General features: G+C 71.9%; 12 protein-coding genes. 7 read left to right on the top strand and 5 right to left on the bottom strand.

The window, feature by feature from the left end:
- Positions 1-23 precede the first annotated feature (23 nt).
- The 4 genes from AB0B14_RS12415 to AB0B14_RS12430 are packed head-to-tail and all read right to left on the bottom strand — an operon-like array spanning position 24 to position 5,596.
- Positions 24-1,517, bottom strand: coding sequence for a mannitol dehydrogenase family protein (locus AB0B14_RS12415; protein ID WP_357063256.1), 1,494 nt, complete (start codon positions 1,515-1,517; stop codon positions 24-26).
- The gene (locus AB0B14_RS12420) at positions 1,508-2,812 is read right to left on the bottom strand and encodes an enolase C-terminal domain-like protein (protein WP_357522463.1); all 1,305 of its coding nucleotides are present in this window, start codon (positions 2,810-2,812) and stop codon (positions 1,508-1,510) included. Before AB0B14_RS12420 ends, AB0B14_RS12415 begins: the two co-directional genes overlap by 10 nt.
- A complete protein-coding gene (gene uxaC / locus AB0B14_RS12425) occupies positions 2,809-4,242 on the bottom strand; it encodes a glucuronate isomerase (RefSeq protein ID WP_357063250.1) in 1,434 nt (477 codons plus the stop codon). The genes AB0B14_RS12420 and uxaC overlap by 4 nt, the downstream gene beginning before the upstream one ends.
- A gap of 25 nt (positions 4,243-4,267) precedes the next feature.
- On the bottom strand, positions 4,268-5,596 hold the full coding sequence (locus tag AB0B14_RS12430) for a Gfo/Idh/MocA family oxidoreductase (protein WP_357522464.1): 1,329 nt from the start codon (positions 5,594-5,596) through the stop codon (positions 4,268-4,270).
- A gap of 238 nt (positions 5,597-5,834) precedes the next feature.
- On the opposite strand from AB0B14_RS12430, the gene AB0B14_RS12435 reads away from it, so the two are divergent.
- The 7 genes from AB0B14_RS12435 (at position 5,835) to AB0B14_RS12465 (ending at position 12,337) form a co-directional block, all read left to right on the top strand.
- Positions 5,835-6,950 carry a LacI family DNA-binding transcriptional regulator gene (locus AB0B14_RS12435; RefSeq protein WP_357063245.1) on the top strand — a complete coding sequence of 372 codons (1,116 nt, stop codon included), beginning with the start codon at positions 5,835-5,837 and terminating at the stop codon, positions 6,948-6,950.
- Between the two features lie 35 nt (positions 6,951-6,985).
- Complete coding sequence (locus tag AB0B14_RS12440; RefSeq protein ID WP_357063243.1) at positions 6,986-8,323, top strand: extracellular solute-binding protein; 1,338 nt, start codon at positions 6,986-6,988, stop codon at positions 8,321-8,323.
- 30 nt (positions 8,324-8,353) lie between these two features.
- Positions 8,354-9,331 carry a sugar ABC transporter permease gene (locus AB0B14_RS12445; RefSeq protein WP_357522465.1) on the top strand — a complete coding sequence of 326 codons (978 nt, stop codon included), beginning with the start codon at positions 8,354-8,356 and terminating at the stop codon, positions 9,329-9,331.
- A 2-nt stretch (positions 9,332-9,333) separates the two neighbouring features.
- Entirely contained in the window at positions 9,334-10,200 is an 867-nt protein-coding gene (locus tag AB0B14_RS12450) for a carbohydrate ABC transporter permease (RefSeq protein ID WP_357064475.1), read from the top strand.
- Positions 10,184-10,963 carry a hypothetical protein gene (locus tag AB0B14_RS12455; protein WP_357522466.1) on the top strand — a complete coding sequence of 260 codons (780 nt, stop codon included), beginning with the start codon at positions 10,184-10,186 and terminating at the stop codon, positions 10,961-10,963. Before AB0B14_RS12450 ends, AB0B14_RS12455 begins: the two co-directional genes overlap by 17 nt.
- Positions 10,960-11,841 carry a PmoA family protein gene (locus AB0B14_RS12460; protein WP_357063234.1) on the top strand — a complete coding sequence of 294 codons (882 nt, stop codon included), beginning with the start codon at positions 10,960-10,962 and terminating at the stop codon, positions 11,839-11,841. The genes AB0B14_RS12455 and AB0B14_RS12460 overlap by 4 nt, the downstream gene beginning before the upstream one ends.
- Positions 11,842-11,962: 121 nt before the next feature.
- Entirely contained in the window at positions 11,963-12,337 is a 375-nt protein-coding gene (locus tag AB0B14_RS12465) for a cupin domain-containing protein (RefSeq protein ID WP_357063231.1), read from the top strand.
- Positions 12,338-12,499: 162 nt separating this feature from the next.
- Here the strand turns inward: AB0B14_RS12465 and AB0B14_RS12470 are convergent, their stop codons facing one another.
- Positions 12,500-13,267, bottom strand: coding sequence for a hypothetical protein (locus AB0B14_RS12470; protein ID WP_357063228.1), 768 nt, complete (start codon positions 13,265-13,267; stop codon positions 12,500-12,502).
- Positions 13,268-13,274: the final 7 nt, after the last annotated feature.

A 13,274-nucleotide genomic window follows, 5' to 3' on the forward strand; every position in this document is an offset into this window, starting at 1 on the left:
CCGCGCACCGGCCGGCGGTGGACTCACCGCGCACCGGCCAGGGTAGCCTCGACACCGTGTCGTCCCAACGCGGTCAGCCAGGCGGTCACCTCGGCGCGGACCTCGTCGTCGGCGGCCACCTCCGCCGGGATGACCTCGCCCAGGGCGAAGACGGCGTCCACCGCGCCGGCCGGGGTCTGCGCGCCGGCGTCCAGGGCGGCCCGGATCGGCCCGGCGAGGGGGTCCTGCAACGGCAACGGTCGGCCGTCGTCGGCGTACCCCAGCGCGAAGCGCAACCAGGACGCCACGACCAGCGCGCCCCAGCGCGCGGACCGGCCGGACGCGCGCAGGTCGACGATGGTGTGCAGGATTCGTTGCGGCAGCTTCTGCGAGCCGTCCAACGCCACCTGCAGGGTGCGGTGGTGGATCGCCGGGTTGCCGAACCGGGCGAGGACCTGCTCGCCGTAGTCGACGACCCCGACCCCGTCCGGCGGGGTGAAGCTGGCCGCGACGTCCTCGGCGATCAACCGACGCAGCACGTCGGCCAGGTGCGGGATCTCCAGCGCCTCGGCGATCGTCTCCCGACCGGCCAGGGCGCCGAGGTACGCCACGGCCGAGTGCACGCCGTTGAGGGCGCGCAGCTTCAACCGCTCCCACGGGCCGGCGTCGCCGGTCAGCACCGCGCCGGCGTGCTCCCAGCCGGGCCGGCCGCCGGGAAAGTCGTCCTCGATCACCCACTGCGCGTACGGCTCGGCGGCCACCGCGGCCAGATCGGTCACGCCGAGCGCCCGGCGGGCCGCCTCGATCGTCTCCGGGGTGCTGGCCGGCACGATCCGGTCGACCATGGTGCCCGGGCAGGTGACGTTGCCGGCCACCCACTCGACAAGCCCGGCGGGCACCTGAGCGGCCCGGCCGACCGCCTGGTCGAGCATGCCGCGCAGTCGTCGCCCGTTGGCCGGCAGGTTGTCGCAGCTCACCAGGGCCACCGGCCCGGCGTCCGCGGCGGCCCGCGCGGCCAGCCCCCGCAGCAGCAATCCGGGCACGGTGGTTGGCGGTCGACCGCCGGCCAGGTCGGCCGCGAGCGCCGAGTCCGGGGACAGCCGGCCGGTCACCGGGTCGAGCTGGTAGGCCTTCTCGGTGACGGTCAACGTCACCACTCGCACCGCCGGGTCGGCGAGCAGCGCCACCACGGCGTCCGGGTCGCGAGGGGCGTGCCGTACGCCGCTCAGCGCGCCCACCACCCGGGTCTCACTGGCGGCGGCGGAGAGTGTGCTGACACTGAACAGGTTGTCCTGGGCGGCGAGCGCCTCGACCACGGCGGTGCTGCGCGGTGCGACGGCCACGATGCCCCAGTCGCCGCCGGCCGCGCCGACCGCCGCCTCGGTGTAGACGGCCTGGTGTGCCCGGTGGAACGCGCCCAGCCCCAGATGGACGATGCCGGCCGGCACGGTGCCCGGCCGGACCAGGGGGCGGGCCTCGGCGGGCAGTCGGCGCAGCACGCCCAGGCCGAGTCGGGAGGCGCCGAGTGTCACCGCCATGCCGGACCGTCCGGGAAGCGGAACTCGGCGATCGACGCCGGTTTCATGGTGGCGCTGTAACCGGGCCGCTCGGGCGGCAGGTAACGGCCACCGCGGGTGCGGACCGGGTCGACGAAGTGCTCGTGCAGGTGGTCGACGTACTCGATCATCCGCCCGTCCAGGCCGGTGCCCACCCGCAGGTAGTCGAAGATCGCCAGGTGCTGGACGTACTCGCAGAGGCCGACGCCACCGGCGTGCGGGCAGACCGGCACCCCGAACTTCGCCGCCAGCAGCAGCTCGGCGAGGACCTCGTTGACGCCGCCGACCCGACACGCGTCGACCTGCATCACGCCGATCGCCTCGGCCTGCAACAACTGCTTGAAGATCACCCGGTTGGCGGCCACCTCGCCGGTGGCCACCCGGCACCGCCCGCCGGTCAGCTCGTCGACCGCGCGGGCGATGCGGGCGTGCCCGAGGATGTCGTCGGCGTGCGTCGGCTCCTCGATCCAGTACGGATCCGCCTCGGCGAGTGTGGCCATCGCGGTGATCGCCTCGTCCACGTCCCAGACCTGGTTGGCGTCCATCATCAACAGCGCGTCCGGGCCGATCTCCGCCCGGATGATCCGGGCCCGCCGCAGGTCGTCGGCGAGCGGACCGCCGACCTTCATCTTCATCGCCCGCCAACCGTCGTCGTACGCCTGCCGGGTCAGCGCCCGCACCTTGTCGTCGGGGTAGCCGAGCCAGCCGACCGAGGTGGTGTACGAGGGGAAACCGTCACGTTCGAGCGTCGCCAGCCGGTCGGCCAGGCCGTCGCGCCCCTTGTCCAGGATGGTGGCCGCCTCGTCCGGGGTGAGCGCGTCGCTGATGTGCTTGAAGTCGACGCTTGCCACGAGCTCGTCGGTGGGCAGCTCGGCGAGGAACCGCCACATCGGCTTGCCGGCCAGGGTGGCCCGCAGGTCCCAGACCGCGTTGACGAGCGCACCTGTCGCCATGTGGATGACGCCCTTCTCGGGGCCCAGCCACCGCAGCTGCGCGTCGGCGCTGAGCGCGCGGCAGAACGCCACCGGCTCGGCGGCGATCTCCTCGATCGTGCGTCCCCGCACGTGGTGGGCCAGGGCGCGGACCGCCGCGCAGGTGATCTCGTTGCCGCGACCGTTGGTGAAGGTGAACCCCGCGCCGGTCGCCCCGGCGTCGGTGCCCAACTCCACGTACGTCGCCGAGTAGTCGCCGCGGTTGATCGCGTCGGAGCCGTCGCCCCGGGCGGCGGTCGGGAACCGCACGTCGTGCACCTCGACGGAGGTGATGGTGATGCTCACGTGTTGATGCCTCCGAAGTTGAAGACCCGTTTGGGCAGCCGGTACGCCAGGTCCACGATGGTCTCGGCGGCCTCGTCCATCGGCAGTCGGTGCTCGGCCACCAACCGGGCCAGGAAACCGGCGTCCACCCGACGGGCCACGTCGTGGCGGACCGGAATGGAGCAGAACGCCCGGGTGTCGTCGACGAACCCGGTGGTGTTGTAGAAACCGGCGCTCTCGGTGACCGTCTCCCGGAAGCGGCGCAGCACCTCGGGGGAGTCCAGGAACCACCAGGGCGCGCCGAGCAGCACCGCGGCGTACCCACCCGCGAGGGGCGCCAGCTCGCGGGTGAAGGTGTCCTCGTCCAGGGTGTAGAGCACCAGCCGCAGCCGGGGATCGTTGCCGTAGCGCTCCAGCAGTGGGGCGAGCGCGTGCACGTACTCGGTGGCCTGCGGGATGTCGCCGCCGACGTCACGGCCGTGCCGGGCGTGCAGCCACCGGTTGTGGTTGCGGACCGCGCCGGGGTGCAGCTGCATGACCAGGCCGTCGTCGAGCGACATCCGGGCGAACTCCACGAGCATGTGCGCCCGGAACGCCTCCGCGTCGGCGGCGTCGGCCGCGCCGCGCCGGCCCCGGTCATACAGCCGCTCGGCCTCCTCGGGCGTGAGGTCCAGCGTGCGCGCGGTGGGGTGGCCGTGGTCGGAGGACGTCGCGCCGGCGGCGATGAACGCGGCCCGCCGGGCCCGCAGCGCGGCCAGGTAGCCGGCGTACGTGCCGGTGTCCTCGCCGGCCCGCTCGCCGAGCCGGTCCACATTGCCCGCCCAGCCGTCGTACTCCATGTCCACCACGTCGTCCGGGCGGAACGTGGTCACCACCCGCCCGCCCGGCCCGCCCCAGCCGTCGGCGGCGAGCTTGGCGTGCTGGCTCAGGTCGTCAAGTGGCGACTCGGTGGTGGCGAGGACCTCGATGCCGAAGCGCTCGAACAGCGCCCGGGGCCGGAAGTCCGGCTCGGCGAGCCGGGCCGCGATCTCGTCGTAGAGGGTGTCGGCGGTGGTCGGGCCGAGCGGCGTGTGCACCCCGAACACGGTGCGGAAGGTCTGCTCCAGCCAGAGCCGCGACGGGGTGCCCCGGAACAGGTGCCAGTGCGCGGCGAAGCGTCGCCAGATCACCCGGCCGTCGGTCTCCACCGGGCTGCCGTCGCGGGTGGGCACACCCAGCTGCGCCGAGGGGACGCCCTGGCTGAGCAGCATCCGGGTCAGGTAGTGGTCCGGCACGATGAGCAGCCGTGCCGGGTCCGGGAAGGGTTCGTCCGCGGCCAGCAGGGCCGGGTCGACGTGCCCGTGCGGCGAGATGATGGGTTGCTCCGCCGCGAGGGCGTACAGCTCCCGGGCCAGGGCGCGCTGGCCCGGTTCGGAGGGCAGGAGCAGGTCGGTGTGGTCGGACGTCGGCACGGGGGATGGGCTCCTCGTCTCCAGGTCAGTGGGGGGTGAGCAGGTCGGCGACCCGGACCGGTTGGCCGGTCTCGAAGGACCGGTTGGCCGCCAGGCCGGTGAGCAGGGCCAACGCGCCGTCGTCGGCGGTCGCGGCGCGGTCCAGCGGGTCGGGTCGACCCCCGAGGAGCACCCCGGTCATCCGGGCGTCGGCGCCACCGTGGCCCTGCCGGGTGCGGCCCTCGACGGGGATCTGCCGGGGCGGTGCCCAGAACGGGCGCAGGGTGAGTGTCGCGCCACCGCCCTCGGCCGGCGCCTCGGTGCCGTGCAGGGCGGCACCCTTGACCGCGCCGGCGGTGCCCCGGTCGACGAAGTCGTTCTCGGTCACCTCCAGCTCCAGCCGGCCGCGACTACCGTTGATCATCACCCGGTAGCCCTCCCAGGGAGCGTAGGCGGTGAGGTGGTACGTCATCGTGGCACCAGTGGAGTAGCGGGCGAGCACCGCCATGTCGTCCTCGATGGTGACTCCGGGGGCGAACACGTTGCGGTCGCGTTGGTAGCCGTCCTCGGCCTCGGCATCGAGGTACAGCTCGCGCAGCCGGGGGTGGGCGTCCAACCGCAGCGCGAACGGGTCGTCGACCGCGTCGGGGGAGCCGTGCGCCCGGTCGTAGTCGCGGGCGTAGCCGTGCCGGCGGCCACCGTCGCCGTAGAAGAAGAGCCGGCCGGCCGCGTACACCTGCACCGGGGTGGCCGCCAACCACCAGTTGACCAGGTCGAAGTGGTGACTGGCCTTGTGCACCATCAGCCCGCCGGAGGTGGCCTTGTCGCGGTGCCAGCGGCGGAAGTAGTCCGCGCCGTGGCGCACGTCGAGCAGCCACTCGAAGTGCACCGAGCCGATCTCGCCGACCGCGCCCTCGGCGAGCAGCCGGCGGACCTGCTCGTGCAGCGGGTTGTAGCGGTAGTTGAACGCCACAGTCACCCGACCGCCGGTCTCGGTGACGGCGTCCAGGATGCGCCGGCAGCGCGGCGCGTCCACGGTCATCGGCTTCTCGGTGATCACCTCCCGGCCGGCGCGCAGAGCGGCCACCACGTACTCGTCGTGGGTGACGTCCACGCTGGTGACCAGGACGACGTCGACGCGCTCGGAGTCCAGCATGGCCGCGAAGTCGCCGGCCGGGTAGGTCGGCACCGGGCGGTGGCCCAGCTCGGCCAGCCAGCGGTTGTGCGCGTCCATCCGGGCCTGGTTGACGTCGGCGAAGGCGACCAGCTCGGTGGTGTCGGCGTGGTCGAGCACCAGCGCCCGCACGAACATCTCCGCCCGTGCGCCGGTGCCCACGATGGCGTACCGGACCCGCCCGTCGGCTCTCGGTGACATGCGCTCGCCTTCCCGGTGATGCTGCAAAGGTTTGCAGTGAAGTAATCACGATCAATGTGATCGCGTCAACGAGGGAGCGGCAACCGGTGGTAAATATCCGCGTTTGTGGGGCGGAACGTCACGGAGTGAAACATGGGCGTAGCACGGCCGCAGACATTGACCGTTGACACTGGCGCAACCGTTTGCATTAATGGGCCACACCCGCGTCACCGCCACCACATCGGACGAAGGGCCCGCCGTGCCAGTCACCATCCGGGACGTCGCCCGGGCGTCCGGTGTGCACATCTCCACCGTGTCCCGCACCTTCTCCGCTCCGCACCTGGTCAACCCGGACACCCGGGTCCGGGTGTTGGCGTGCGCGGAGGATCTGGGCTATCGACCCAACCGAGCCGCCCGGGCACTGATCACCGGGCGTACGCACAACATCGGGCTGATCATCGCCGACATCGCGAACCCGTTCTTCCCACCGCTGATCAAGGCGGCGGAGAGTCAGGCCCGCCGCCGCGACTACCACGTCTTCGTGGCCGACACCAACGAGGACCCGGCCACCGAGGAGGAGTTGGTCCACGCGTTGGCCAAGCAGGTGGACGGTGTGTTGCTGTGCAGCCCGCGGATGAGCAACAGCCTGATCGAGCAACTCAGCCGTGAGGTGCCACTGGTGGTGGTGAACCGCCAGGTGACCGGCCTGCCCTGCGTGCTGATGGACGTCGGGCAGGGCGCCCGCGCGGCGGTCGAGCACCTGGTCGGCTTGGGTCATCGCCGCATCGCGCTGCTCGGTGGCCCGCGCAGCTCGTGGACCAACCGGGAGATGCGCCGGGCCGCCGGCACGGCCGCCCGGGCCGGCGGCGCGGAGCTGACCGTGCTCGGCCCCAACGCGCCCACCGTGACCGGCGGTTCCGCCGTCGCCGAGCAGGTGCGACGCAGTGGTGTGTCGGCCGTGCTCGCCTACAACGACCTGATGGCGATCGGCCTCATCGAGGGGCTGGACGCGCTCGGGGTCCGGGTGCCGCAGGAGGTGAGCGTCGTCGGGGTCGACGACAGCACCCTGAGCCGGCTCACCCGCCCCAAACTGACGACGGTGGCCACCCCCACCGCGACCGCCGGCCGGACGGCCGTCGACATGCTGCTGCAACAGGACATCGAGTCACCGCGCGGCGCGCGGGGGCCCGGTGCCGGCACGGCGCTCGACGTCCGTCGTACCACCGCACAGGTAATGCTCCAGACCGACCTGGTCATCCGCGACTCGACCGGCCCGGGCCCGCACGCCCGACCGGCCCGTCCCCCGGCCGCGCCGCTCGGCCCGGACCCGCGTCGCCCCGCGGGCCCGAACAATCCCGAGCACGGCCACCGGTGACGTCGTCGCCTCCTACCGCCGAGGAGTGAGCGCACATGCACCCCACCACTGACGCGCCCGTCGGGCGCATCGACCGTACCCCGCTGTCTCGGCGGCGTCTGCTGCGCGGCCTGCTCGCCCTGACGGTCGCCGCGCCGCTGCTGGCCGGGGCCGCCGCGTGCGGCGACGACGACGGCGGTGCCGCCGACCCGAACGCCCCGGTCAAGCTCTCCGTCTTCTGGTGGGGCGGCGACGCCCGGGCCAAGCTGACCGAGGATGCCCTGGCGCTCTACACCAAGAAGCACCCGAACGTGACATTCGAGACGACCTGGCAGGCCAACCAGGGTTACTTCGACAAGCTGGCCACGCTCACGGCGGGCGGCAACCCACCGGACCTGTTCCAGATCGACGACAACTACCTGGCCGAGTACGCGGCCCGCAACACCACGCTCGACCTGACCTCCTACCAGAAGTCCGGAAAGCTGGACACCTCCAGGTTCCCGGAGAGTCTCTGGCAGTACGGCGTGGTCGACGGCAAGCTCGCCGGGCTGGCCTCCGGGGAGAACACCCAGGGCCTGGTCTACAACAAGACGCTGCTGGCCAAGCACAACCTGCCCGAGCCGACCACCGGGATGACCTGGGAGCAGCACATCGCCTGGGCCGAGCAGGTCACCGCCACGACAAAGGTGCCCGGCACGCAGGACCCGAGCGCCGACTACAAGGCGTTCTGGGTGTGGCTGCGGCAGCAGGGCAAGGATCTCTACAAGGGTAAGGAGCTGGGGTTCACCGCCGAGGACGTGACCACGTGGTTCGACCTGTGGAAGGGCGCCCGGGACCGGAGGGCCACACCGACCGCCGACGTCATCCACGAGGGCAACTCCAGCGACGTCACCAAGCAACTGGTGGTCACCGGCAAGTCGGCGACCTCCTGGGTGTGGGCCAACCAGATGCCGGACCTGAAGAAGAACACCAAGGACGAGTTGGGCGTCATCGCGTACCCCGGTGATCCGAGCGCCCAGTGGGCGCGGGCCTCGATGTACTGGTCGGTGTTCCGGGGCAGCAAGAACAGGGACGTCGCCGTCGACGTGATCAACTTCCTGTACAACGACCAGGAGGCGGTCACGCTGCTGGGCACCGACCGGGGCCTGCCGTCCAACCTGGACCTGCGCCGGCTGGTCAGCGAGGGCACCACCGACCCGGCCATGAAACAGTCGATCGCCGTCGAGACCGAGCTGACCCAGAAGTTCGGCCCCTCGCCGCAGGTGCCCATCAAGGGGCACAGCAAGGTCAAGTCCGAGCTGATCAAGGCCGCCGAGAACGCGCAGTACGGCCGCGCGAGCACCGCCGAGGCCGCCGCCCAGTTCCTCGAGGCGTGCAAGTCCGCCATCGCCTGAGTGCCCACCAGCCGAGGAGAGGAGCCGTTCGTGGCGTTGACCACGGCGCCCGACCCGACCCGACGCGGCCCCGGAGCCGCCCGCGCCCGCGGCCGAGGGCCCGGACGCGTCCGGCACGGCGAGGGTCGGGCGGGGTACGTCTTCCTGTCGCCGTGGCTCGTCGGCCTGCTGGGGGTCACGGCGATCCCCATGCTGCTGTCGCTCTACCTGAGCTTCACCAACTACGACATCCTCACCCCGTTCGCCGAGGTGCAGTGGGTGGGGCTGGCCAACTACGAACGGATGTTCACCGCCGACCCGTCGTACTGGCAAGCGGTGCGGGTGACAGTGACCTTCGCGCTGATCGCCGTACCGCTGAAGCTGGCCGCGGCGCTCGGCGTGGCGCTGCTGCTCAACCGTGCCTGGCGCGGCGTCGGGCTCTTTCGTGGGCTGTTCTACCTGCCGTCGCTGCTCGGCGGCAGCGTCGCGCTGGCCATCGTCTGGGTCAGCATGTTCAACCGCGACGGCGCGTTCAACTCGCTGCTGAGCCTCGTCGGCATCGAGGGCAAGCCGTGGGTCAACGACCCGGACTGGGCCCTGGAGACGCTCATGGTGCTGGCCATCTGGCAGTTCGGCGCACCGATGGTGATCTTCCTGGCCGGGCTGAAGCAGGTGCCCACCGAGCTGTACGAGGCGGCGTCGGTTGACGGCGCCGGCCGGTTCCGACAGTTTCGCAACGTCACCCTGCCGATGCTCTCCCCGGTCATCTTCTTCAACCTGGTGCTGGAGACGATCAACGGGTTTCAGGGCTTCACCGCGGCGTTCGTGCTCAGCAACGGCACCGGCGGCCCGGTCGACTCCACGCTGATGTACACGCTGAACCTCTACATCACCGGCTTCACCGATCTCCAGATGGGTTACGCCTCGGCGATGGCCTGGGTGTTCCTGCTCGCCATCGCGGTCATCACCGCGATCTTCTTCAGCACCGGGCGGTTCTGGGTGCACTACTCCGACGCGGAGGACCGGTGACGGTGACCCAGGGGCCGGTCGCCCCGCGACGCCCGACCGGCCGGCCGGTGCTGCGACTGCTGATCCTGGTGGCGATCCTCGCCGTGGTGCTCTACCCGCTGATCTGGATGGTGGGCACCTCGGTGAAGTCCCAGGAGGAGATCGTCAACAACGTCGGCCTGCTGCCGGAGCGCTTCTCCCCGGGCAACTACACCGCCGGGTGGTCCAACTTCGACGTGAGCTTCGGCCGGTTCTTCCTCAACAGCGCGATGGTCAGCCTGCTCACCGTCGTCGGCAACGGGCTCTCCTGCCTGCTGGCCGCGTACGCCTTCGCCCGGCTGCGGTTCCGGCTGCGCGGGGTGTGGTTCGCCGTCATGATCGGCACGCTGCTGCTGCCGCAACACGTGCTGATCGTGCCGCAGTACATCCTGTTCCGCACGCTCGGCCTGGTCGGCGGCGAATGGCCGTACCTGCCGCTGCTCATCCCGCAGTTCCTGGCCACCGAGGCGTTCTTCGTCTTCCTGATGGTGCAGTTCATGCGCGGCATTCCCCGCGAGCTGGACGAGGCGGCCCGGATCGACGGCGCCGGCCCGTACGGCATCTTCCGGCACATCATCCTGCCGCTGAGCCGCCCGGCGCTGGTCACCACCGCGATCTTCTCGTTCATCTGGACCTGGAACGACTTCTTCCGCCAACTGGTCTTCCTGTCCGAACTGGGGGACTACACCGTGCCTGTCGCGTTGACCCTGTTCATCGACTCGACCAGCCAGAGCGCGGTCGGGCCGATGTTCGCCATGTCGGTGCTGTCGCTGCTGCCGGTCTTCCTGTTCTTCGTCGCCTTCCAACGGATGCTCGTCGAGGGGATCAACACCGGTGGCATCAAGGGCTGAACCGGCGGAAACCGGCGGCCGGCGGGACTGGCGCGACGTCCTGCGCGACGCCGCCGACCTGGCGTTGCTCGGCATCCTGCTGACCCTCGCCGCGGCACCGCTGCTCACCGCGGCGGCGTCGGCCGGCACGGCCAGCGCGGCGGTGCACGACTGGACCCGTACCGGAAGCTGGCCGTCGGCACGTGTCACCCTGCGCCGGTTTCGTCGCGCGGCGCTGCCCGGCGTGCCGGTGAGCCTGCTGGCGCTCGCCGTGGCCGGGCTGCTCGCCGCCGACCTGGCGGCGTTGGCCACCGGCCGGGTGCCGGGCGGCCCGCCGGCGCTGGTGGTGACCGCGCTGGTCACGGCCGGTCTGACCGGGTACGCCGGGCTGGTCGTCGTCGAGGTAGGCCGCAACGGGGGTGGGCGGTGGCGGGCGGCGGCCCGGTCCGCCGCCCGTGCCTGCCTCGACGCGCCCACTCGCTGGGCCGCGTTCACCGGGGTGACCGCGCTGGCCGGGCTGCTCGCCGTGCTGGTCACCCCGGTCGCGGTGCCGATCCTCGCCGGCTACACCGTGGCCGCCCTGCACGCCGTCGCAGCCCGCCGGCCAGTCTCCGCCGGTCTCGTCGCCCGCCGGCCGGTCCCTGCCGGTGTCGTCGCCCGTCGGCCGGTCCCTGCCGGCGGCGTCGCCCGCCGGCCGGTCCCTGCCGGTGTCGTCGCCCGTCGGCCGGTCCCTGCTGGCGGCGTCAACCGTCGGCCGGCTACCGCCGACCCGGAGTCGCCGTGAGCGCCGAGCGGGAGCCGGTACGGCTGGTGGTCGGGGCGACGGAGGTGGCCCGGTACGTGGTCGACCCGGCGCTGGACGCGCGGCACGGGCCGCGACCGTACCTGCATCCGGTCCGCACCCTGGGTGGCACGGTGGTCACCGACGCGCTGCCCGCCGACCACGTGTGGCACCTCGGCGCCTCCCTCGCCGTGCAGGACGTCAACGGCAGCAACCTCTGGGGCGGGCGCACCTACGTCCGCGACGTCGGCTACACCTGGCGCGACGACCACGGGCGGATCGCGCACACCGGCTGGGCGCAGCGGTCCGCCGACCGGCTGGCGCACCGACTGGAGTGGCGCGACCCGCACGGGGCGGTGCTGCTCACCGAAGTCCGTCGACTCGACGCCGTCGCGCTGACCGGGGACGTGTCGGCCTGGCGGCTGGACCTGGACTACACGCTGCGGGCCCCGGCCGGGCAGGACGTGCGGCTGGGCAGCCCGGCCACCAACGGGCGCCCCGACGGCGCCGGCTACGGCGGGTTCTTCTGGCGGGCGGTCTCGAGCGGGCCCGCGTCGGTGTTCAGCGCCTCGGCGACGGGGGAGGAGGCGGTGAACGGTTCCGCCGAGTCCTGGATCGCGCTGGTCGGGACCGGGCCGGACGGGCGGGCGTACACCCTGGTTTTCAGTGGTCTCGGCGACGGCGACAGGTGGTTCACGCGGACCGCGATGTATCCGGGCGTCGGGGTGGCGTTCGCGTTCGAGCGGCCGGTGACCATCGCGGCCGGCACACAGCGGCGGGGCCGGCACGCGGTGGTCGTCGCCGACGGTGCCCTGGACCGCGCCACCGCCGCCGCCCTGGCCGCGAGACCGGGGCCGGCGCCGCCGCGTCCCGCGACCTGACCGGGGTACGGGGCTCGCTTTCTCGGCATCCCCGCCCCGACGGGTCCGCGGCCACCTATCCTCGGGAGGATCGCCAACCGTGGGCGGGTGCCGTCCGCACGGCGGCGTGCAGGAGGCCGAGATGAGTGGGACAGATCGACCCGAGGGCATCAGCCCGACAGCGGTGCAGGGGGCACCGGGACTGTGGCGCGTCGATCTCCAGAAACACGATCTCAGCATTCCTGGCCGGGAGGTCATCCAGAGTCGGGTGGAGTTCACCCCCGACTCGCCGCCGTTCAAGCATTTCCATCCGGGCGAAGAGATCATCTGCGTTCTGCAGGGCACCCTGGAGTACACCCTCGAGGGCCAGCCGCCGATCGTGTGCAATGTCGGCGACGCGCTGACCGTCCCCTACGGCGTCCACCACCAGGCCCGCAACGTAGGCGACGGCATAGCGGTAGAGCTGGCCACCTACGTGGTGGAAAAAGGCAAACCCCTCCTAACCAAGGTGGACTAAACCCGCCGCCGGGCCACGCGTCTCGCGCGTCGATCATGGAGTTGTTGCCACGACACGCCGCTCGGGAGGGCAATAACCTCATGATCACCGGGGGCCACCGGGGGCCACCGGGGGGACCGGGGGGACCGGGGGGACCGGGGGGCACTGGGGGCGGGAGGCGGGTTACCGGGGTGGGTGGGTGGTTGGCAGGGCGGCTGTTACCCGGACGGCCTTGACGATCGCCGGGATCGACCCGATCAGCAGCACCAGCCCCCAGATGATCGCGATCACCGCGAAGACCAGCGCCGCCACGTCGTCGACGATGCTGACCAGGATCACCGGTACCAGGTGGTGCAGGAACTCCAGGACGACAGTGCACAGCAGGGTGGTGAGGATCAGCAGGACGAGGCCCTTGTTCTGCAGGAAGCGCGGCTGGGCCAGCACCAGCAGCCCGGCCCACACCAGCTTGAGCAGCAGCACCAGCCCGAGCAGCACCGCCGCGTCGCCGACCGGGAAGAAACCCCACAGCGCCAGGTACGCGAGCGTGCCGAACGGGACAGCCAGGAACAGCGACACCATGATCATCAGCTCCACGAACGCGATGACGAGCGCGACCAGCCCGACGATGATCAGGATGATCGAGAAGATCAGGCTGGCGACCCCCTGCACCCGACCCTGGACCCGCTCGGGCAGCAGCATGCCCAGGCAGAACAGCCCGGTGCTCCAGACCGCCACCGCGTCGATCAACGCCAGGTAGCCGGTGCCCCGGCCGGACGGTTCGCTGACCCCGGACACCTCGTCGAGGTCCACGTCCAACGCGCCGGCACTGTCGGCCAGGGCCGCGCCGGCGTCAGCGCCGCCCAGCAACAACCCGGCACCCACCTCGACGCCGAGCGCCAGGACGATGGCGAGCATCGCCAGCAACAGGAACGGCTTGCGCAGGTCACCCATGTCGGCA

The sequence above is a fragment of the Micromonospora sp. NPDC049171 genome (assembly GCF_040648275.1).
Lineage (GTDB): Bacteria > Actinomycetota > Actinomycetes > Mycobacteriales > Micromonosporaceae > Micromonospora.

What these genes read in the sequence shown, in the direction of transcription:
- AB0B14_RS12430 (WP_357522464.1), bottom strand. Translation starts at nt 5,596, where the DNA reads ATGTCACCGAGAGCCGACGGGCGGGTCCGGTACGCCATCGTGGGCACC.
- AB0B14_RS12465 (WP_357063231.1), top strand. Translation starts at nt 11,963, where the DNA reads ATGAGTGGGACAGATCGACCCGAGGGCATCAGCCCGACAGCGGTGCAG.
- AB0B14_RS12470 (WP_357063228.1), bottom strand. Translation starts at nt 13,267, where the DNA reads ATGGGTGACCTGCGCAAGCCGTTCCTGTTGCTGGCGATGCTCGCCATC.
- AB0B14_RS12415 (WP_357063256.1), bottom strand. Translation starts at nt 1,517, where the DNA reads ATGGCGGTGACACTCGGCGCCTCCCGACTCGGCCTGGGCGTGCTGCGC.
- AB0B14_RS12440 (WP_357063243.1), top strand. Translation starts at nt 6,986, where the DNA reads ATGCACCCCACCACTGACGCGCCCGTCGGGCGCATCGACCGTACCCCG.